Source organism: Neorhizobium galegae, from assembly GCF_021391675.1.
GTDB classification, from domain to species: domain Bacteria; phylum Pseudomonadota; class Alphaproteobacteria; order Rhizobiales; family Rhizobiaceae; genus Neorhizobium; species Neorhizobium galegae_B.
Genome location: NZ_CP090095.1, coordinates 4,246,056 through 4,264,734, shown reverse-complemented (window position 1 = coordinate 4,264,734; position 18,679 = coordinate 4,246,056). Strand labels below are relative to the sequence as shown.

Sequence of the window (18,679 nt, the reverse complement as noted above, 5' to 3'; positions counted from 1 at the left end):
GGACGCGGCTAGGCTTTTGCCTGATCAGACTTCGATGAAAGCCATGACCGCGCGAAGGACGTTGGCGCGGGACGTATCGCCAAGCGATATGGCGATTTCAAGCTGGTTGCGGTAATAGTCGTGGAAGTTGAAGCCGGTTTCGTCGGTGACCTGCGACAGGTCCATCAACTGTCCCTGAGCATCGACGGCGTGTGTTGGAAGTTCTTCGGACAGCGTTATGTAAGTGTCCTGGTCGATCTTGCCGGCCTGATAGTTTTCAAGCGCGAGCGCGCGCAGATCGCGCGGGGTGATCGCCGAAAAATCAATCGGCGATTCATCCGAGTCGGGCACCTGAAAGGTGATCTGGCTCTGCCGACTTCCATGCTCGGAGGATTTCTCGACCTTGTTGTTTCGAGAATGGTCTCTTTGCAGTAAGTTGGTAGACCAGCGCAAGGAACTGATTTCCATGGCTATATCCTGTTTCATCGGATACTGCGCCAAAAGTACCTTTGAATACTGCACTGCGTCAAATGGTTAATAACCATTAATTATTGTGTATGATTTCTTGCTGAAAAACGAAAATGGACGGGCGCATACCCATTCCCGCCGCCTTCTCCTATATGAATGGCGAAGCATCGTTACGAAGGATATATATTCATGTCTTCTAATCTTCTGGTGAACCCCGCTTTGGTGGACTGGAACGGTCATCACGGCCTGCCGCGTTTCGATCAGGTGAAGGACGAGGACTTCGCGCCCGGCTTCGACGCAGCGCTTGCCGCCCACGAAGCGGAGATCGATGCGATCGCCAACAATCGGCAAGAGCCGACCTTTACCAACACGGTCGTTGCCCTGGAGACCGCAGGCGATGCCCTGTCGCGCGTTTCGGCGCTGTTCTGGGGCAAGGCCGGTGCCCATACCAACGAGAACATTCAGGCACTTGAGCGCGAGATCGCGCCAAAAATGTCCCGCCATTATTCGAAGATCGGCATGAATGCGGCGCTGTTTGCCCGCATCGACACGCTCTGGGACAATCGCAAGGAACTGGGCCTGACGCTCGAGGAAGAGCGGGTGCTGGAACGTCACTGGAAGGGTTTCGTCAAGGCCGGTGCCAAGCTCGCCAAGGCCGAGCAGGAGCGGCTGGCCGATATCAACGAGAAACTTGCCGGGCTGGGCGCCCAGTTCGGCCAGAACGTGCTGGGCGACGAGAAAAGCTGGTCGCTGAAATTGTCCGACGAGCCCGAACTCGGCGGTCTGCCGGCGTTCCTGCGCGATGCCATGGCATCCGCTGCCCGCGAACGCGGCGAGGCGGACGGATATATGGTGACGCTGTCGCGCTCGATTATCGAGCCGTTCCTCACCTTCTCGACCCGCCGTGACCTGCGCGAACAGGCTTTCAGGGCCTGGGCGGCGCGCGGACAAAACGGCGGCGAGACCGACAATCTCGGCATCGTGCGCGAAACGCTGGCGCTGCGGGCGGAAAAAGCAAAACTGCTCGGATACGAAAATTTCGCGGCCTACAAGCTCGACAACACGATGGCGAAGACGTCCGATGCGGTAAACACGCTGCTCCGTCAGGTCTGGGACAAGGCGCGCTCCAAGGCGCTGGAGGAAGAGGCGAGCCTTGGCGGCCTGATCGCCGAGGAGGGCAAGAACCACGAGGTCATGCCGTGGGACTGGCGTTATTATGCCGAGAAGCTGCGGCAGCGAACCTTCGATTTCTCCGAAACGGAGCTGAAGCCCTATCTTCAGCTCGAAAAGATCATCGAGGCGTGCTTCGATGTCGCCGAGCGCCTGTTCGGCATCAAGGCGGTCGAGGTGAAGGGTGTTTCGGCCTACCATCCGGATGTGCGGGTGTTCGAGATCCGCGACAGGGAGGGCAAGCTGAAGGCGCTGTTCCTCGGCGACTATTTCGCCCGGTCCTCGAAGCGCTCCGGCGCCTGGATGAATTCCCTCCAGTCGCAGCATAAGCTGCCGCTGAAGAACGGCGCGACAGGCGAGCTGCCGATCATCTACAACGTCTGCAATTTCGCCAAGCCCGCCGAAGGCAAGCCGGCCCTGCTGTCGATCGACGACGCCCGCACCCTGTTCCACGAGTTCGGCCACGCGCTGCACGGCATGCTGTCGGATGTCACCTATCCGTCGGTCTCCGGCACCGGCGTCTCGCGCGATTTCGTCGAGCTGCCGTCGCAGCTTTACGAGCACTGGCTGACCGTGCCGGAAATCCTCGAGAAATATGCCGTGCATTACGAAACCGGCAAGCCGATGCCGAAGGCGCTGCTCGACAAGGTGCTGGCGGCCCGCACCTTCAACGCCGGCTTCGCGACGGTGGAATTCACCTCCTCGGCGCTGGTGGACATGGCGTTTCATACCCGCGGAGCGGTCGACGATCCGATGGCGGTGCAGAAGGAAGTGCTCGACGAGATCGGCATGCCGGCCTCGATCGTCATGCGTCACGCGACGCCGCATTTCCAGCATGTGTTCTCGGGCGACGGCTATTCGGCGGGCTACTATTCCTACATGTGGTCTGAAGTACTCGACGCGGACGCCTTCTCCGCCTTCGAGGAAACCGGCAACGCCTTCGATCCGGTCATGGCGCGCAAGCTCAAGAACAACATCTATTCCGTCGGCGGCTCGATCGATCCGGAAGAGACCTACAAGGCGTTCCGCGGAAAGTTGCCGGACCCGAAGGCGATGCTGAAGAAAAAGGGCCTCGCGATGGTCGAGGAGCTCTCCGGCAGCGACGCCTGAGCGCGTCGCGATCCCGGTCTTCCGGGATGAGACAGGGCCGAAGATTTGCCAATCATCGGCTTGTCATGCGGCGGTCGTAAAACCGTAACGCCAGATCGCAACATCGATCTGGCGGCAGTCGCGCAGGGGCCGATCGGGCTCGGCGTGGCCATGGCCTTCATTGCAATCGTGGCTACCACCGTCCTGCCGCTCCTCTTGCCACCCTCTTGAGGCGCAGCGGGCTGGTGGCGAAACAGCCGTCAACCATCATCGCGCTCACCCCTTTCGCAAATGCGAAAAACAGGGTATGAGGCCGCAAAACGAATTGGGTGCCGCCTCCCGTTGCCGCGCCAAGAGCTCAGAGATTCTAAACATGAAAATGCGCAATATCGCGATTATCGCACACGTCGACCATGGGAAAACCACTCTCGTCGACGAACTTCTGAAGCAGTCCGGCTCGTTCCGCGACAACCAGCGCACCACCGAGCGCATGATGGACAGCAACGATCTCGAAAAAGAACGTGGCATCACCATCCTTGCCAAGGCGACCTCGATCGAGTGGAAGGGCGTTCGCGTCAACATCGTCGACACCCCCGGCCACGCCGACTTCGGCGGCGAAGTCGAGCGCATCCTGTCGATGGTGGACGGCGCGATCGTTCTCGTCGACTCCTCGGAAGGCCCGATGCCGCAGACCAAGTTCGTGGTCGGCAAGGCGCTGAAGGTCGGCCTTCGCCCGATCGTCGCGATCAACAAGATCGACCGTCCGGACGGCCGCCACGAGGAAGTCATCAACGAAGTCTTCGACCTGTTCGCCAATCTCGACGCCACCGACGAACAGCTCGATTTCCCGATCCTCTACGGTTCCGGTCGCGATGGCTGGATGAACGTCAATCCCGAAGGCCCGAAGGATGAGGGTCTCGCCCCGCTTCTCGACCTGGTCCTGAAGCACGTTCCCGAGCCGAGCGTCGGTGACGAAGACGGCGCGTTCCGCATGATCGGCACGCTGCTCGAAGCCAACCCCTTCCTCGGCCGCATCATCACCGGCCGTATCCATTCCGGCTCGATCAAGCCGAACCAGCCCGTCAAGGTGCTCTCCCAGGACGGCAAGACGGTCGAAACCGGCCGTATCTCCAAGATCCTCGCCTTCCGCGGCATCGAGCGTACGCCGATCGACGAAGCGCATGCGGGCGATATCGTCGCCATCGCCGGCCTCTCCAAGGGCACGGTCGCCGACACGTTCTGCGATCCCTCGGTCACCGAGGCGCTGCACGCACAGCCGATCGACCCGCCGACCGTCACCATGTCCTTCCTCGTCAACGACTCGCCACTTGCCGGCACCGAAGGCGACAAGGTGACGAGCCGCGTCATCCGCGACCGCCTGTTCAAGGAAGCCGAAGGCAACGTCGCGCTGAAGATCGAGGAAGCCGAGGGCAAGGATTCGTTCTACGTTTCCGGCCGTGGCGAATTGCAGCTTGCCGTCCTGATCGAAACCATGCGCCGCGAAGGCTTTGAGCTTGCCGTGTCGCGTCCGCGCGTCGTCATGCACAAGTCCGAGGACGGCACGCTGATGGAGCCGATCGAGGAAGTCGTCATCGACGTCGATGAGGAGCATTCCGGCGTCGTCGTGCAGAAGATGTCCGAGCGCAAGGCCGAAATGGCCGAGCTGCGTCCGTCCGGCGGCAGCCGCGTCCGCCTGGTCTTCTTCGCGCCGACCCGCGGCCTGATCGGCTACCAGTCGGAACTTCTGACCGATACCCGCGGCACGGCGATCATGAACCGCCTGTTCCACGACTATCAGCCCTACAAGGGCGAGATCGGCGGCCGCACCAACGGCGTGCTTCTGTCCAACCAGGCCGGCGAAGCCGTTGCCTACGCGATGTTCAACCTGGAAGACCGCGGCCCGATGATCATCGAGCCGGGCGAAAAGGTCTATATGGGCATGATCATCGGCATTCACAGCAGAGACAACGACCTTGAGGTCAATGTCCTCAAGGGCAAGCAGCTGACCAACATCCGTTCTGCCGGCAAGGACGAAGCCGTTCGTCTGACCCCGCCGATCCGCATGACGCTCGACCGCGCGCTGTCCTGGATCCAGGACGACGAGCTGATGGAAGTGACGCCGAAGAACATCCGGCTGCGCAAGACCTATCTCGACGCCAACGACCGCAAGCGCTTCGGCAAGGCGAAGATCGCCTGATTTCGACAGCATGCTCTGAGCCTTTCAAAAACCCGGCAGAAATGCCGGGTTTTTTCTGTGCCTGAGACCCGTCCGGCCTTGTCGCAAAGGTTAAAAACACGTTAACGTTGCCTCGTCGTCCACATGAGAAGTCTGTGGGCAATCCGCTCTACACACATTGGTGGAATGGCGGATTGCCAGCATCAGGGCCTAGAGTAAACGTTATGAAAACGTTATCGATCGATGTCCGGCGGGCCGAACCGCAAGACGCTCGCGCCATTTCCGAGGCGCACCGCCAGGCATGGACCCAGGCCTATGCAGGCCTCATTCCCCACAAGCCGCTGACCCAGATGCTGGAGCGCCGGGGCGAGGCATGGTGGCGCAAGGCGACCCGCGGTCCTGCCACCCTGCTGGTGCTCGATGTCGCCGACCAGGTCGCCGGTTACGCCACGATCGGCCTCAACCGGGCCCGTGCCCTGCCTTATGACGGCGAGGTCTACGAAATCTATCTGCGTCCTGAATTTCAGGGCATCGGCCTTGGCCGCCGCCTGTTCGGCGAAAGCCGTCGGCTCCTGAAGTCGCTGGGCTGCGAAGGTCTCGTCGTCTGGTGCCTGGAGGACAGCGAGCATGCGGCGCGTTTCTTCCGCCGGCACGGCGGCGTGGACCTTGCCGAAGGCATGGAGGATTTTGGCGGCACGCAGCTTCGCAAGATCGGTTTCGTCTGGTCCTGAACGGTCAGCCTTCAACCTCCTGAATTTGAACGCTTTCTCATGTTGCGGGGCGTATTGCGGTTCAACATTGGCGTCAAAGCCTTGTTGCCTTGCAGCATGATTCCCGCTATCGACGCTTAACTTTGTCGAACCTCACCGGGGACCAGAATGCGTATCGATGCAATTTCCGTTGGCAAGAATCCGCCTGAAGACGTCAACGTCATCGTTGAAGTGCCGGTCGGCGGCCAGCCGATCAAGTACGAAATGGACAAGGAAGCCGGCGCTCTCGTCGTCGACCGCTTCCTCTACACGCCGATGACCTATCCGGGCAATTACGGCTTCGTACCGCACACGCTCTCGGAAGACGGCGATCCGATCGACGTCCTCATCTGCAACACCCGTCCGCTGGTTCCGGGCTGCGTCATCAACGTGCGCCCGATCGGCGTGATGATCATGGAAGACGATGGTGGCAAGGACGAGAAGATCATCGCCGTGCCGGTTCCGAAGCTGACCCAGCGCTACGACAAGATCAAGAACTACACGGACATGCCCGAGATCACGCTGAAGCAGATCGAGCACTTCTTCGAGCACTACAAGGATCTGGAGCCCGGCAAGTGGGTGAAGATCGGCGGCTGGCAGAATGTCGACGTGGCAAAGACGCTGATCGTCGAAGCCATCGAGCGCTACAAGGCAAGCAAGTAAGCCGTCAGGCCTTCAGCACCTTTTTGAATTTCTCTTCCAAATCCTCCGGGTCGCCATCGATCCGGAGGATTTTTTTGCGCGCTGTTTCGCCCGACAGAATCGAAATGGAGGATTTGGGGAGGCGGAACGTATCGGCCAGCAGCAGGATCAGCGCCTTGTTGGCCTTGCCGTCCTCCGGCACGGCGGTGACGCGTGCCTTCAGGAACACCTCGCCATCGGCGGCGGTCTCCATGCCCTCGACAGCATTGCGGCCCGAATTCGGGGTCAGCCGGATTGCGAGCCGCAGATGGTCGGAATGCCTGCTATAGGCGCCGCTCACGCAACCAGCGGGTAGATCGACGTCCACATCAGCGAGCGAATGAAGAAGATGATCAGGAGCAGGATGACAGGCGAGATATCGATGCCGCCGAGGTCCGGCATGATGCGACGGATGGGACGCAGCGCCGGTTCGGTGACGGCGAAGAGGAAACGGCCAATCGCATCGACGAACTGGTTTCTCGAATTGATGACGTTGAAGGCATAGAGCCACGAGAAGATGGCGCTGGCAATCAGCACCCAGGTATAGAGGTTCAAGGCCAAATCGATGGTCTGAAACAGGGCGAGCATTAACGTCTCCATTTCTTTGTTGACAGACATGTAGACATTGGCGAACTAACGGGCAAGTGCCGCGCCCGCGCCTCATCCGATTCATGTTTAACGGGCGACGGGCGCGCTGCCGGCTTCCGGTTCCGCTGAAAGTGCTGCCTCATGTCGATTTCTGCCTCGGGCGATCGTTTCGCCGCCTTCCGGCACTCATCTTATACTCGCTTCTTCTTTTCCCGACTTTTCGCGGCTTTTGCGATCCAGATCATCAGCGTCGCGGTCGGCTGGCAGATGTACGACGAGACCAGCAATCCGCTCTATCTCGGCCTGATCGGGCTTTTCCAGTTCCTACCGTCGCTGCTCCTGATCCTCGTCACCGGTTCGGTCGCCGACCGCTATAACCGACGCGCGATCGTGGCGATCTGCATGGTGGTCGGGGCGCTCTGCGCCGGCGCCCTTCTGGCGCTCACCGTCACGCATTCCTTTTCGCCCTGGCCGGTGTTCGGTATCCTGATCGTGTTCGGGATCGAACGGGCCTTCATGGGGCCGGCGGTCCAGTCGCTCGGGCCGAACCTAGTGCCGGAACAGGACCTGCCGAACGCAGTCGCCTGGAACTCCTCGTCCTGGCAGACTGCGGCGATCGTCGGCCCGGTGGCCGGCGGCCTGCTCTACGGCGTCAGCGCGGTTGCCGCCTATTCGATCGCTTTCGCCTTTCTCATCCTGGCGGCCGCCCTGGTTTTCATGATCCCGAAACCTCCGCAGCGAAATGCTGTCGAGAAGGTGAGCTGGGGCCAGATCCTGGCCGGTTTCCACTTCATCTCGCGGGAAAAGATCGTGCTCGGAGCGATCTCGCTCGACCTCTTCGCGGTCCTGCTTGGGGGCGCGGTGGCGCTGATGCCGATCTTTGCGCGTGACATTCTCGAACTCGGCCCCTGGGGCCTCGGCATGCTGCGTGCAGCACCCGGCGTCGGCGCGATCATCGTTGCGATCTACCTCGCCTTCTCTCCGATCCGCCACCATGCGGGTCTGGCAATGTTCATCGGCGTCGGGCTGTTCGGCATCGGCACGCTGATCTTCGGCCTCTCAGTGACGCCCTGGCTGTCGATCTCGGCGCTGATGCTGATGGGAGCGTCCGACATGATATCGGTCTATGTGCGCGAGACGCTGATCGCGCTCTGGACGCCGGACGAGGTGCGCGGCCGGGTCAACGCGGTCAACATGGTGTTCGTCGGTGCGTCCAACGAGCTAGGGGAATTCCGCGCGGGCACGATGGCCTCGATCTTCGGCGCCGTACCGGCCGTGGTGATCGGCGGCATCGGCACGCTGGGCGTCGCGATCATCTGGGCCATGAGCTTCCCGAAGCTGCGCAGGATCGACAGTCTCGATGCGCCGGACCGGGAAGAGAAATCGGTTCAGCCCGCCTGAAGCGCCGGCTGACGGCGCATCATGGCGAATATCTGAAGTTTCGTGACTGAAGAGGGAAGCATCGGCATCGGGTACCGTCAGTCTCCTCCCTCATCTCCTCCGGTTGCACGCGCGGCGGCCTGCTGGCGCTCCAGAACCCTGTCGCGCGACGAGACGCCCAGAAGATCGGCGATCCTCCAGATCACGTGATCCTCGATCTCGCTGCGCTGACCGTCGGCATAGACGATATCCCAGAGGATGCCGAGAAGCTCGACGCGGTCTTCTTCGTTGACGAGATGCTTTCTCAGATCGGACGTGAAGCGGTAATAGTCAACCGCCTCGCTGCCGGCCTGATGGCCGACCTCGATCAAAGCCTTCAGGCGATCCTCGCTCAGGTCGTAGCGTTCGCGCAGCAGGTCGCGAAACTTCTGCTGTTCCTGATCGGAGATGTTGCCGTCCGCTTCCATGACCTGGAAACAGAGTGCGACAAAGGCCACCCTTGGATCATCAGGCGCGAATTCCTGCGTGTGGTGGGATCCGGTCAGCGTTTGGAGGAAGGCCTGAATGCGATCTAACATCTATCTCCAGGCCCTCGCCATTCTAGAACAGCCGGAGCCTGGTTGCGGGCTGCGCGGCGTCGGGATCTTTCACACCCGGATCATCCGGTGGGCGGCCGAAAAAGGGAACGGGCTCCCCTTCATTTTCAGGGGGGTTTCCGTCCTTCGGGGTCACATTCGCCGGCGCTGGTGTTTTTGCTGCAACAGCTAACTCCTTCTGAGGCGGCTTAACCTCCTGCGGTACGGGCTTGACCGGGACGAGGATCGGCCTCGGTGCCTCCTCGGCGCGCGACTCGGCCTTTACTGCGCTGACAGGTGGCAGGCTGGCGATCGCGGTATCGGCCGCGAGCGAACCTTCCTCGACCGGACCTTCCAGCTGGTCGAACGGCGCCTTCCATTCGAAGGCGTCGAGCCGGCCGGAGACCGGGGAAAGCGGCAGCCACTTTTCCGAGACGAAACCATCGGCGACCCAGGCGGGATCGCGGGGTGCCCGCAGGGCCTGCGCCATCCAGTGGCGAACGCGGCCCTGGTCGCTGGTTTCGGCCTCCTCGATATCGGCGAGCAGCAGGTAGACGGCCTCGCGCGGCTGCATGCGGGCGGCGGCTTCCGCCTTGGCACGTGCCTTCTTGAACTGCTGGGCATCGAGTGCGGCCTGGGCGACGGCCAGCAGCGATTCGACATTGTTGGGGCGCATCGCCTCAAGCTTTTCGGCGCGTTTCAGCCTGTCCACGGTGCTGTCGCCGCTGCGGGCGCGGATATAGGCGCCGGCGATTTCCGGATGCGGCCCAAGCTTCCAGACACCTTCGAGGGTGGATGCGGCCTTGCGGACATTGTCCTCGCGCAGCCAGGCCTTGGCGGCGATGACGGCGGCGGGCACGAGATCCTTAGCGAGCTTCAAGGCCGCCATGGCATCGTCGCGAGCGCCCTTCGGATCGCCTTCCAGCCGGTCGTTGGCCTTGGCGGTCAAGAGCACGGCCTTCCAGCGTTCGGCCTGCGGCTTTTCGAGGATATTGGCCATGCGCTGCTGGTCGAGCAGGCGGATTGCGTCGTCCCAGCGGCCGGCCTGGCTGCGGGATTCGAGCGTCGCCTGGGCGGCCCAGGGCAGGTAGGGCGCGTGCTCGACCGCCTTTTCGGCATATTGACGGGCGGCCTCGTTGGCGCCGAGCCGGCGGGCTTCCATGTAGAGGCCGCGCAGGCCAAGTTCGCGGGTTTCCGGATCCTCGGCCATCTGCTCGAACTTCTTGCGCGCTTCGTCGTGCTTGCCTTCGATCAGGGCTGCCTGGGCTTCAAGGAGGTGGATCAGAGGCTCCTGATCGGCGCTGATTAGGCCACGGGTGCGAAGGCTCATCTTGCGGGCGAGCAGCGCATTGCCGGCGCCGGCGGCGATCAGACCGGTCGACAGCGCCTGGTACCCACGGTCCCGCTTGCGGGCGCGAAAATAGCGGCGGACGGAATAGGGCGAGGTCCAGATCACCCCGACGATCCACCAGAGGAGCATCGCAAAGCCGATCAGCGCGACCATGGCGGTGGCGGCCACCATCAGGCTGGTTTCGATCAGGCGGTCCTGCCAGGTGATGGAAATCAGGCCGGGGCGATCCGCAAGCCAGGAGAAACCCCAGCCGAGAGCCAGCACCACAACGAGAAAAATGAAAAGTCTGACCATTCGGTTCTTCCGTCCTCAGCCTTGGGTGCCGGCGACGGCGCGCGTCAGCGTTCCGCCCACGAGATTTTCCACCTGAATGCGGGCATCGAGCTTCTGCTTGAAATCGCGCGAAACCGCCTTTGCCGGTTCCGGCAGCGCATCCCACTCACGGGCGGAGGCCTGGAGATCGCCGTTGCGCAGCGCATTTTCCATGCGGGCGACGACCGCATCCGGCGTTTCGCCCTGGACATCGCCGACGCGGCGGACCTTGACGACCGACATGGCGGAGGACAGCAGCCGGCCGGCAATGCCCTCGTTCGGATCCCGCTGGGCGGTTGCTTCCAGCATGGCATCGGCAATGCGGGGGAAGTCGCGCTGCAGTTCGGCGCGGGCGGGCACGCCGGCGGAGGCGAATTTCTGCAGGTCGGCGACAGCCGGATCATCGCCGGCGACGGACATGAAGGTCTGCAGCTCGGTCTCGAACGGGCCGCCGCGATCGATGCCGGCCTTGAGGGCTGCTGCGGCGACGGCACGGGCGACCTGCTGTTCCGGGCCGCGATCGTTCAGCTTGGCCTCGGCCTGGTCCAGGCGCTGGGCGAGACTGGAATCGGCGCCTGCGGCCGACTGGACGGTCGCGCGGAGCCGGTCGAGATCGGCCTTCAGTGCGGCAAGCGCCTGTTCGCTGGCGCCGTTCGGCGTCCGGGCCGAGCCTTCGAGGGCCGCGACGCGATTGGCGAGCGCGGCATCGGGGGCTGCTGCGGCAGCAGGCCGGTTTCTCAGCGCGGTAATTTCCTGGCGCAGTTCGGCGATCTCGGAGGAGAGGCCGGCCGTATTGGGCGCCGCAGGGGCGGGCCTGGCGGCAGGGAGGTAACCGGCATATTGCATGCTGCCGGCCAGCAGCAGCGCGACGAGGCCGCCGAAAATGCCGGCGGCGATCAGTGTCGACGTGGCGGGGCTCGGGCGCTGAGGGGTAGCAGGAGCAGGCTCCGGTTCGGACGCCACGGTCGCGGGCTGCCGGTCGCTCTGGGCGGCGGCAGACCAGGGGTCGTCATAACGCGGCTCGTCTGCGGCCGAAGGGCTGGATGCCGGTTCGTCCGTGGGCTCGGCCTTGACCGGTTCTTCGGCGCTTGCGGAAACGTCTTCGGCGGGCTCGGTCGCGCTCACCGCATCATCGGTGTCGTTGCTGCGGACAGGCTCGGCGACCACATCCGATTGCTCGGCCGTAAGGTCGATCGTGACCGGCTCCTTGTCTGTCTTGGATCGGCGGGGTGGTTGTTCCGGTACCATCTCGACCTCTTTTTGCATGCGCTCACAGGAAACTAGTGGGTGGGTCATCGGAAAGAAAGGGGCGGGCGGGATTTTGGCGCCACCCCTCAACTAAAGGAGTGCGAATACCCCGTCCTCGTCAGGGTGACTGGCGATCTTGATATTTCTGTGAAATTCCCGCCGAATGATTTCGGCGACATCGTCGCTGAGGCAAACGAACTGCACGGATGCAAGTTCCGCCAGGTGCGGTGCAGCGAAATCGCAGAACAGCCGGGCGTTTTCCCGGGAGTACAGAAGAACGGCATCCACCGGCGGATCGAGCAGGATGTCGCGGATGAAAACTTCATCGTAGGCTATGGGCGCCATTTCGTAGACTTCGGCCGTCACGAACGGGACATCATTCGTCCGCAGCCCGTCCTCGAATTTCGGTGAGCGCGGCTTGCCGGCGAGATAGAGCAAAGGGGCATCGAAAGTCGATACATAGCCTACGATTAGTTCGGCAAGTTCGGCCCCCGTTCCGGCGCCGGGGCGAATATTCCGGAAGCCGGCCTCTTCGGCCGCCTTCGCCGTCGTTTCTCCGACGGCGTAGAGGGTTTGGCCGAGATATGGGGTCAGGTGGTCGCCCAGCGAGGACAGTACCCGGACGGCTTCGGCGCTGGTGACGGCGAGCGCGGCATGCGGGCCGGCGAACGCCGCCTCGGCAGCGTCCGGATGATGGACCGCTCTCGTCAGCGGCAGCAGGACCGGCTGATGGCCGAGATCCTGCAGCCGTTCGGCGGTCCGGCGGGCCGAGCTTTCGGGGCGGGTGACGACGACCCGCATGGCTTTACGACCAGCCTTCGAAGAAATCGGTGCCGGCCGCCGCGCGGACCGCTTCGCCCGCCTGCCGTCCAAGCTTTTCAGCGTTTGCCCGTTTGCCTTCGGTCTCGATCGAATGTTCCTTGCGGCCATCCGGCGTCAGGATGAGGCCCGAGAACTTCAGATGGTCGCCTTCGCAGATGGCGTAACCGCCGATCGGGGTGCGGCAGGAGCCGTCGAGCGCTGCCAGGAAGGCGCGTTCGCAGGAGACCGCATCATAGGTCGGGCGGTCGTTGATCGGATCGAGAAGCGCATCGATACGGGCGTCCCCGATGCGGCTTTCGACGCAGATCGCGCCTTGTGCCGGTGCCGGCGGAAAATCTTCCGGGTCGAGCAGTTCGGTGACCACATCTTCCTTTGCCAGGCGCTTCAGGCCGGCATAGGCGAGCAGAGTCGCATCCACCTGGCCTTCGTTCAGCTTGCGCAGCCGGGTTTCGACCAAGCCACGGAAGGTGATGACGTCGATATCCGGCCGGATGCGGCGGATCAGCGCCTGGCGGCGCAGCGACGAGGAGCCGACTGTCGCGCCGTCCGGGAGTGCGGCGAGTGTATGGGCCGTGCGGCCGATGAAGGCATCGCGAAAATCTTCGCGGGGCAGGTAGGCCGCAAGGCGCAGGCCTTCCGGGAGTTTTGTCGGCATGTCCTTGGACGAATGCACGGCGAAATCGAGATCGCCGGAGATCAGTCCTTCCTCTAGCTCCTGGGTGAACAGGCCCTTGCCGCCGAGCTCCGAAAGCGACCGGTCGGTGATCCGGTCGCCTGTCGTCGACAGCACGACGATCTCGAACATGTCCTCCGGCAGGCCATGCGCCGTCATCAGCCGGGCACGGGTTTCGGAGGCCTGGGCGAGTGCCAGCGGGCTGCCGCGCGTGCCGATCCGGAAAGGTTTTGTTTGCATCCGCGTCATTCCATTGTTACCGGAAGCTTTCGTAGACCGGTTTATCCGGCATCGCAATTATCGATAGGCCCATGGCGACCTTTCTTCGCATCCTCGGCATTGAAACTAGCTGCGACGAGACGGCGGCTTCCGTCGTCGCGCGTCATGAGGACGGCCGCGGCGAAATCCTCTCCGACGTCGTGCTCTCCCAGCTCGACGAACACAGCGCTTATGGCGGCGTCGTGCCGGAGATCGCTGCGCGTGCGCATGTCGAGGCGCTGGACGGCCTGATCGAGGAAGCACTCACCCGCGCCAATGTGTCGCTCGACGAAATCGATGCGATTGCCGCGACCTCCGGACCCGGTCTGATCGGCGGTCTGATCGTCGGGCTGATGACGGCGAAGGCGATCGCGCGGGCTGCCGGCAAGCCGCTGATGGCGATCAATCACCTCGAAGGCCATGCCTTGACGGCGCGGCTGACCGACGGGCTTTCCTTTCCCTACCTGATGCTGCTCGTCTCGGGCGGTCATACCCAGCTGGTGCTGGTGCGCGGCGTCGGCGAATACGAGCGCTGGGGCACGACGATCGACGATGCGCTCGGCGAAGCCTTCGACAAGACGGCAAAGCTGCTCGGCCTGCCCTATCCCGGCGGACCGGCTGTCGAAAAGGCGGCGCTGAAGGGTAATCCGGACCGGTTTTCGCTGCCGCGGCCGCTGGTCGGCGAGGCACGGCTCGATTTCTCCTTCTCCGGCCTCAAGACGGCGGTGCGCCAGGCGGCGACCGAGATCGCGCCGCTCAGCGAGCAGGATATTGCCGATATCTGCGCCTCGTTCCAGAAGGCGGTTTCGCGGACGCTGCGCGACCGCATCGGCCGCGGGCTCGCCCGCTTCAAACAGGAATTCGCGCATCTCGATGTCGACCGGGCGCTGGTCGTCGCGGGTGGCGTTGCCGCCAACCAGGAAATCCGCCGGACGCTGCAGGCGCTCTGCATCGAGAACGGTTTCCGCTTCATCGCGCCGCCGCTCCGGCTCTGCACCGACAATGCGGCGATGATCGCCTGGGCGGGGCTCGAGCGGATGGCGGAAGATCTGCCGACCGACGGAATGGACGTGGCGCCCCGCTCGCGCTGGCCGCTCGACAAGGATGCCAAGACCCTGCTCGGGTCCGGCAAGCGAGGAGCCAAGGCATGAGCACTCGGGAACGGATCGTCGTCATCGGTGCCGGTGCTTTCGGGACGGCACTTGCCGCCGTGATTTCGCTGGAAGGCCGACATCCGGTGACCTTGATCGGCCGCGATCCCTCGCTGATGAGCGATCTGCGCGATGACCGGGTGCATGATGCAGCCCTTCCCGGCGTGCCCCTGCCGGATGCGCTGGAGTTTTCCGCCGAACCGGACGCGATCGGCGAGGCGAGCCTCGTTCTGTTCGCCATGCCTTCGCAGGCGCAGGCGGATGCGGCGCGGCATTACGGCCCTTATCTGGCAGAGGGCGCGGTGGTCGTCACCTGCGCCAAGGGCATCGACAAGTCGTCCGGCCGGCTGCTGACCGAGGTTCTGGAAGCGGAACTGCCGCATCATCCGGTCGCCGTGCTGTCCGGGCCGGGCTTTGCGGCCGACATCGCTCGCGGCCTGCCGACGGCGATGGCGATTGCGGCGGACGATCGTGTGCTGGCTGACCGGCTTGCCACCGCGCTTTCCAGCCGCACGTTCCGCCTTTATGCCTCGACCGACCGGATCGGCGTGCAGCTCGGCGGGGCGCTGAAAAACGTGCTGGCGATTGCCTGCGGCATTATCGAAGGCGCGGGGCTCGGCGATTCGGCGCGTGCGGCGCTGATCTCGCGGGGCTTGGCCGAAATGTCGCGGCTGATCGAGGCGATGGGCGGCAAGGCGGATACGGTGCGGGGTCTGTCGGGCCTCGGCGATCTCGTGCTGACCGGCACCAGCCATCAATCGCGCAACCTGCGTTTCGGCATCGCGCTGGGCAGGGGCGACCCTGCGGAAACGGTGGGTGGACCGCTGGTCGAGGGAGCGTTTGCGGCCTCCGTCGCGGCGCGTCTCGGTGAAAAATTCTCCGTCGAACTGCCGGTCACCCATGCGGTGGCCGACATCATCGATGGCAAGCTCGATATCATGACGGCCATGGAACAGCTGATGACCCGGCCGATCACCACCGAATAAGATCATTCCCCAATACGATCATTCCCAAGGAGAGATTGATGCTGTTTGCGTTTCTGTGCACCGACAAGCCCGGCCATCTGAACGTCCGGATGGAAACCCGCCCTACCCATTTGGAACACCTGAACAAGCTCAATGCCGAGGGCACGCTGAAGTTCGCAGGTCCGTTCCTGGATGATGATGGCAAGCCGAACGGCAGCCTCGTGGTCGTCGAAGCCGCCGACATGGCCGCCGCCCGCCTGATCGCCGAAGCCGATCCCTATTACCTGGCGGGCCTGTTCGAGAAGGTCGAAGTGAAGGCCTGGAACTGGGTCTTCAACAAGCCGGAGTGAGGCGACAGATGGCGTACTGGCTTTACAAATCCGAACCGTCGGCCTGGTCCTGGGAACAGCAGAAGGCGGCAGGGGAAAAAGGCACCGAATGGACCGGCGTGCGCAATTACCTGGCGCGCAACAACATGCGGGCCATGAAGATCGGCGACAAGGGTTTTTTCTATCATTCGAATGACGGGCTGGAGATCGTCGGCATCGTCGAGGTCTGCGCGCTGTCGCATCCCGATTCGACGGCACAAGGCGATCCGAAGTGGGATTGCGTCGATATCCGCGCCGTGATCGACGTACCGACGCCGGTGACTCTGAAGGACATCAAGGCCAATCCGAAGTTCGAGAAGATGTCGCTGGTGACATCGATGCGGCTTTCGGTTCAGCCGGTGACCGACGAGGAATATTTTGAAATCTGCAGGCTCGGTGGTCTCGACAATCCGCCGAAATCGCCGGCCTGAACCCCGCCTTGAAGACCGATCCCCGGACCTTCATCCTCGCCAATACCGAGCTCATGAGCCCGCCGCATGTGCCGGAAATCCGGCTGCATCTGGCGAGCGAGGCGCATGACCTCTGGAAAAAGACGGAAGAGGATCTTGAGAAGATCGGCCTGCCCCCGCCATTCTGGGCTTTTGCCTGGGCGGGCGGGCAGGGGCTTGCACGCTACATCCTCGATCATCCGGAAACGGTCGCGGGCAAAATGGTGCTCGATTTCGCCAGCGGCTCCGGGCTGGTGGCGATTGCCGCCCGGCTCGCCGGCGCCGCCGACGTACTGGCCGCGGATATCGATCCCTGGGCTGCGAGCGCCATAGCGCTGAATGCCGCGGCCAACGACGTCGCGATCCGCTCCACGGCCGAAGACCAGATCGGCAAGGCGATCGAGGCGGATGTCATCCTCGCCGGCGACGTCTTCTACGACCGGGAGTTTGCGGCGGCGTTGATCCCGTGGCTCACGCGGCTGGCGCGCGAGGGGAAGCTGGTTCTGGTCGGCGATCCCGGCCGCAGCTATTTTCCGAAGGACCGGCTCGAGCAACTGGCCGTCTATCAGGTGCCGGTCACCCGGGCGCTGGAGGACAGCGAAGTGAAGAAGACGACGGTCTGGCGGTTTGCCCGATAAGCTGGCGGGCTTGCCGGTCATTGCCGCGGCAGCGATGGGGCCGAGCGGAGGAGAGGATGTAATAGTCCTCACCGCACGGTCCCACCGGGTGTTCGTGGCGGTCAAAACGAGAGCGTGGCGGCTCCGTCCTTGATCTCGGCGTGCATTGCGCTTGCCCCCACGATAACGACGCCCTCCATCAGGTCGTCCTGATCGTAACCGCGCGATTTAACGCAGGGCGGGCATGCCCAGATCGTGCCACCGCGATTCTGGAAATCATCGATCGATTGTGCCAGCGGATCGAGCGGCGCCACATGGGTCATCCGCTGCCCGCCCTTGCGGACGAGATCGATCGCGGCGCTGGTCAGGAATACCGAGACCTTGAGCCCCGCAGTGATGCCGCCATTGGCAATCGTGAAGGCGACGGATGACAGTTCGGAATCGATGCCCTTGGTGACGAGCACCACCAGTTTGTCAGTTGGAGTTTGCATTGTATTCTCCCACGGTTGAGTTGACGTGCTCACTGTAGGAAGGCGGGCGAAACCTGTCTTTGGCCGAGATGCGTGAAGGCTTGTCCGAAAATCCTGACCTGACGCGTGGCGTGGCGCGGGACGACGTGCTGTCGGCGCTGTTGGCGACAATCCGCCTTTCAGGGTCATTGCAGTTCTGCTTCTTGCCCTCCGGCAACTGGCAGACGGATGCCACACCCTCCATGGCGAACCTCTCGGGGAGGGCAATCGGCACGGTACCGTTTCACATCGTCGCCGCCGGCCATTGCTGGCTGAAGATGGAAGGCCAGGAGGCGGCGCTCGAGCCGGGCGATGTGCTTATCTTTCCCTTCTGGCACCGGGCACCAACTGGGCTCGGGGGGCAACGGCGCGATCGTCAACCCGACGCGGCAATTGCCGCCGAAGCCGTGGCGCCAAATTCCCGTCATTCGCCACGGCGATGGCGCGCAAGGGGTCAGGCTGCTCTGCGGCTATCTCCAATGCGACGCGCTGAGCTTTGCGCCGCTGCGGCGAGCGCTGCCGAAGCTGATCCATGTCAAGACGCGCGGTGCGAATGACGGAGACTGGCTGCGCGCGACCATCCGGCAAATGGTGGACGAGGTCGATATGCCACGGGCGGGCGGGATCTCCATGCTGCCGAGACTTACCGAAATACTCTTTATCGAGATACTGCGCCACCGGATCACCATGGCCGAACCGCAGGCCGCCGGCTGGTTGGCAGCGCTGGCCGACCCGGCGCTGTCGCGCTGCCTGTCACTCATTCATGACGATCCGACGCGCGACTGGTCGCTGGGGGAACTGTCGATCGCGTCGGGGATGTCGCGCAGTGTGCTGGCGGAACGTTTCCAGGCGATCCTCGGGACGTCACCTGTCCGATATGTGCGCGAGTGGCGCCTTTATCTGGCGAGCGTCGCTCTGGCAACGACAGGGCAGGCGATTGCCACGATCGCCTACGATGCCGGATATGTGACCGAAGCGGCTTTCAGCCGTGCCTTTTCGCGAACATACGGCACGCCGCCGGCGGCATGGCGTGCGATGGGCTGAAAGTGGCGAGACCTAAAGACGGAGTTGGCCGGATAGCTGCACGGGGCCGTCGCCGTA

General features: G+C 63.2%; 20 protein-coding genes and 1 pseudogene. 12 read left to right on the top strand and 9 right to left on the bottom strand.

Features of this window, described 5'->3' with window-relative positions; all coding sequences use genetic code 11:
• Positions 1-24: 24 nt before the first annotated feature.
• A complete protein-coding gene (locus LZK81_RS21020) occupies positions 25-447 on the bottom strand; it encodes a hypothetical protein (RefSeq protein ID WP_233954549.1) in 423 nt (140 codons plus the stop codon).
• A 189-nt stretch (positions 448-636) separates the two neighbouring features.
• Between LZK81_RS21020 and LZK81_RS21015 the strand changes: the two genes are divergently transcribed.
• From LZK81_RS21015 to ppa, 4 genes are all read left to right on the top strand, one after another.
• A complete protein-coding gene (locus LZK81_RS21015) occupies positions 637-2,727 on the top strand; it encodes a M3 family metallopeptidase (RefSeq protein WP_233954548.1) in 2,091 nt (696 codons plus the stop codon).
• Between the two features lie 352 nt (positions 2,728-3,079).
• Positions 3,080-4,903, top strand: coding sequence for a translational GTPase TypA (typA, locus tag LZK81_RS21010; RefSeq protein WP_046605239.1), 1,824 nt, complete (start codon positions 3,080-3,082; stop codon positions 4,901-4,903).
• A gap of 203 nt (positions 4,904-5,106) precedes the next feature.
• Positions 5,107-5,613 carry a GNAT family N-acetyltransferase gene (locus LZK81_RS21005; RefSeq protein ID WP_037081530.1) on the top strand — a complete coding sequence of 169 codons (507 nt, stop codon included), beginning with the start codon at positions 5,107-5,109 and terminating at the stop codon, positions 5,611-5,613.
• A gap of 147 nt (positions 5,614-5,760) precedes the next feature.
• Positions 5,761-6,294: an inorganic diphosphatase gene (gene ppa, locus LZK81_RS21000; protein ID WP_046605240.1), complete on the top strand. Its 534-nt coding sequence runs from the start codon at positions 5,761-5,763 to the stop codon at positions 6,292-6,294.
• 4 nt (positions 6,295-6,298) lie between these two features.
• On the opposite strand, the gene LZK81_RS20995 is transcribed toward ppa, so the two are convergent.
• On the bottom strand, positions 6,299-6,613 hold the full coding sequence (locus LZK81_RS20995; RefSeq protein WP_046605241.1) for a DUF167 domain-containing protein: 315 nt from the start codon (positions 6,611-6,613) through the stop codon (positions 6,299-6,301).
• A complete protein-coding gene (locus LZK81_RS20990) occupies positions 6,610-6,900 on the bottom strand; it encodes a YggT family protein (protein ID WP_037081547.1) in 291 nt (96 codons plus the stop codon). Before LZK81_RS20990 ends, LZK81_RS20995 begins: the two co-directional genes overlap by 4 nt.
• A gap of 141 nt (positions 6,901-7,041) precedes the next feature.
• Here LZK81_RS20990 and LZK81_RS20985 point away from each other — a divergent pair, with 141 nt between their 5' ends.
• Entirely contained in the window at positions 7,042-8,301 is a 1,260-nt protein-coding gene (locus LZK81_RS20985; protein WP_046605242.1) for an MFS transporter, read from the top strand.
• Between the two features lie 77 nt (positions 8,302-8,378).
• Here the strand turns inward: LZK81_RS20985 and LZK81_RS20980 are convergent, their stop codons facing one another.
• The 5 genes from LZK81_RS20980 to hemC all read right to left on the bottom strand — a co-directional run bounded on the left by LZK81_RS20980 (position 8,379) and on the right by hemC (position 13,501).
• The gene (locus LZK81_RS20980; RefSeq protein WP_046605243.1) at positions 8,379-8,858 is read right to left on the bottom strand and encodes a TerB family tellurite resistance protein; all 480 of its coding nucleotides are present in this window, start codon (positions 8,856-8,858) and stop codon (positions 8,379-8,381) included.
• A 22-nt stretch (positions 8,859-8,880) separates the two neighbouring features.
• On the bottom strand, positions 8,881-10,500 hold the full coding sequence (locus LZK81_RS20975) for a heme biosynthesis protein HemY (protein ID WP_233954547.1): 1,620 nt from the start codon (positions 10,498-10,500) through the stop codon (positions 8,881-8,883).
• A 15-nt stretch (positions 10,501-10,515) separates the two neighbouring features.
• Positions 10,516-11,766 carry a COG4223 family protein gene (locus tag LZK81_RS20970; protein ID WP_233954546.1) on the bottom strand — a complete coding sequence of 417 codons (1,251 nt, stop codon included), beginning with the start codon at positions 11,764-11,766 and terminating at the stop codon, positions 10,516-10,518.
• 90 nt (positions 11,767-11,856) lie between these two features.
• Positions 11,857-12,567, bottom strand: coding sequence for a uroporphyrinogen-III synthase (locus tag LZK81_RS20965; protein WP_233954545.1), 711 nt, complete (start codon positions 12,565-12,567; stop codon positions 11,857-11,859).
• A 4-nt stretch (positions 12,568-12,571) separates the two neighbouring features.
• On the bottom strand, positions 12,572-13,501 hold the full coding sequence (gene hemC / locus LZK81_RS20960; protein WP_046626864.1) for a hydroxymethylbilane synthase: 930 nt from the start codon (positions 13,499-13,501) through the stop codon (positions 12,572-12,574).
• Between the two features lie 71 nt (positions 13,502-13,572).
• On the opposite strand from hemC, the gene tsaD reads away from it, so the two are divergent.
• Genes tsaD through LZK81_RS20935 form a run of 5 tightly spaced genes read left to right on the top strand, consistent with a single transcriptional unit; the run spans position 13,573 to position 17,090 of the window.
• Entirely contained in the window at positions 13,573-14,670 is a 1,098-nt protein-coding gene (tsaD, locus tag LZK81_RS20955) for a tRNA (adenosine(37)-N6)-threonylcarbamoyltransferase complex transferase subunit TsaD (RefSeq protein WP_233954544.1), read from the top strand.
• Entirely contained in the window at positions 14,667-15,656 is a 990-nt protein-coding gene (locus LZK81_RS20950; RefSeq protein ID WP_233954543.1) for an NAD(P)H-dependent glycerol-3-phosphate dehydrogenase, read from the top strand. The genes tsaD and LZK81_RS20950 overlap by 4 nt, the downstream gene beginning before the upstream one ends.
• A gap of 38 nt (positions 15,657-15,694) precedes the next feature.
• Positions 15,695-15,985, top strand: coding sequence for a YciI-like protein (locus LZK81_RS20945; RefSeq protein ID WP_038590833.1), 291 nt, complete (start codon positions 15,695-15,697; stop codon positions 15,983-15,985).
• Between the two features lie 8 nt (positions 15,986-15,993).
• Entirely contained in the window at positions 15,994-16,434 is a 441-nt protein-coding gene (locus tag LZK81_RS20940; protein WP_233954542.1) for an EVE domain-containing protein, read from the top strand.
• 8 nt (positions 16,435-16,442) lie between these two features.
• Positions 16,443-17,090, top strand: coding sequence for a class I SAM-dependent methyltransferase (locus tag LZK81_RS20935; RefSeq protein WP_233954541.1), 648 nt, complete (start codon positions 16,443-16,445; stop codon positions 17,088-17,090).
• Between the two features lie 101 nt (positions 17,091-17,191).
• On the opposite strand, the gene LZK81_RS20930 is transcribed toward LZK81_RS20935, so the two are convergent.
• Complete coding sequence (locus tag LZK81_RS20930; protein WP_233954540.1) at positions 17,192-17,560, bottom strand: DsrE family protein; 369 nt, start codon at positions 17,558-17,560, stop codon at positions 17,192-17,194.
• Between the two features lie 68 nt (positions 17,561-17,628).
• Between LZK81_RS20930 and LZK81_RS29455 the strand changes: the two are divergent.
• Positions 17,629-18,196, top strand: a pseudogene (locus LZK81_RS29455) (cupin domain-containing protein); the annotation flags it as partial.
• Positions 18,185-18,622 (top strand): helix-turn-helix transcriptional regulator, encoded by a 438-nt coding sequence (locus LZK81_RS29450; RefSeq protein ID WP_418936509.1) that lies wholly within the window; start codon positions 18,185-18,187, stop codon positions 18,620-18,622. The pseudogene LZK81_RS29455 and the gene LZK81_RS29450, both read left to right, overlap by 12 nt.
• Positions 18,623-18,679: the final 57 nt, after the last annotated feature.

What these genes read in the sequence shown, in the direction of transcription:
- LZK81_RS20990 (WP_037081547.1), bottom strand. Translation starts at nt 6,900, where the DNA reads ATGCTCGCCCTGTTTCAGACCATCGATTTGGCCTTGAACCTCTATACC.
- tsaD (WP_233954544.1), top strand. Translation starts at nt 13,573, where the DNA reads ATGGCGACCTTTCTTCGCATCCTCGGCATTGAAACTAGCTGCGACGAG.
- LZK81_RS20945 (WP_038590833.1), top strand. Translation starts at nt 15,695, where the DNA reads ATGCTGTTTGCGTTTCTGTGCACCGACAAGCCCGGCCATCTGAACGTC.
- LZK81_RS20940 (WP_233954542.1), top strand. Translation starts at nt 15,994, where the DNA reads ATGGCGTACTGGCTTTACAAATCCGAACCGTCGGCCTGGTCCTGGGAA.
- typA (WP_046605239.1), top strand. Translation starts at nt 3,080, where the DNA reads ATGAAAATGCGCAATATCGCGATTATCGCACACGTCGACCATGGGAAA.
- LZK81_RS21015 (WP_233954548.1), top strand. Translation starts at nt 637, where the DNA reads ATGTCTTCTAATCTTCTGGTGAACCCCGCTTTGGTGGACTGGAACGGT.
- LZK81_RS20930 (WP_233954540.1), bottom strand. Translation starts at nt 17,560, where the DNA reads ATGCAAACTCCAACTGACAAACTGGTGGTGCTCGTCACCAAGGGCATC.
- LZK81_RS29450 (WP_418936509.1), top strand. Translation starts at nt 18,185, where the DNA reads ATGCCACGGGCGGGCGGGATCTCCATGCTGCCGAGACTTACCGAAATA.
- LZK81_RS20970 (WP_233954546.1), bottom strand. Translation starts at nt 11,766, where the DNA reads ATGGTACCGGAACAACCACCCCGCCGATCCAAGACAGACAAGGAGCCG.
- hemC (WP_046626864.1), bottom strand. Translation starts at nt 13,501, where the DNA reads ATGCAAACAAAACCTTTCCGGATCGGCACGCGCGGCAGCCCGCTGGCA.
- LZK81_RS20950 (WP_233954543.1), top strand. Translation starts at nt 14,667, where the DNA reads ATGAGCACTCGGGAACGGATCGTCGTCATCGGTGCCGGTGCTTTCGGG.
- LZK81_RS20965 (WP_233954545.1), bottom strand. Translation starts at nt 12,567, where the DNA reads ATGCGGGTCGTCGTCACCCGCCCCGAAAGCTCGGCCCGCCGGACCGCC.
- LZK81_RS20980 (WP_046605243.1), bottom strand. Translation starts at nt 8,858, where the DNA reads ATGTTAGATCGCATTCAGGCCTTCCTCCAAACGCTGACCGGATCCCAC.
- LZK81_RS21005 (WP_037081530.1), top strand. Translation starts at nt 5,107, where the DNA reads ATGAAAACGTTATCGATCGATGTCCGGCGGGCCGAACCGCAAGACGCT.
- LZK81_RS20975 (WP_233954547.1), bottom strand. Translation starts at nt 10,500, where the DNA reads ATGGTCAGACTTTTCATTTTTCTCGTTGTGGTGCTGGCTCTCGGCTGG.
- LZK81_RS20985 (WP_046605242.1), top strand. Translation starts at nt 7,042, where the DNA reads ATGTCGATTTCTGCCTCGGGCGATCGTTTCGCCGCCTTCCGGCACTCA.
- LZK81_RS21020 (WP_233954549.1), bottom strand. Translation starts at nt 447, where the DNA reads ATGGAAATCAGTTCCTTGCGCTGGTCTACCAACTTACTGCAAAGAGAC.
- ppa (WP_046605240.1), top strand. Translation starts at nt 5,761, where the DNA reads ATGCGTATCGATGCAATTTCCGTTGGCAAGAATCCGCCTGAAGACGTC.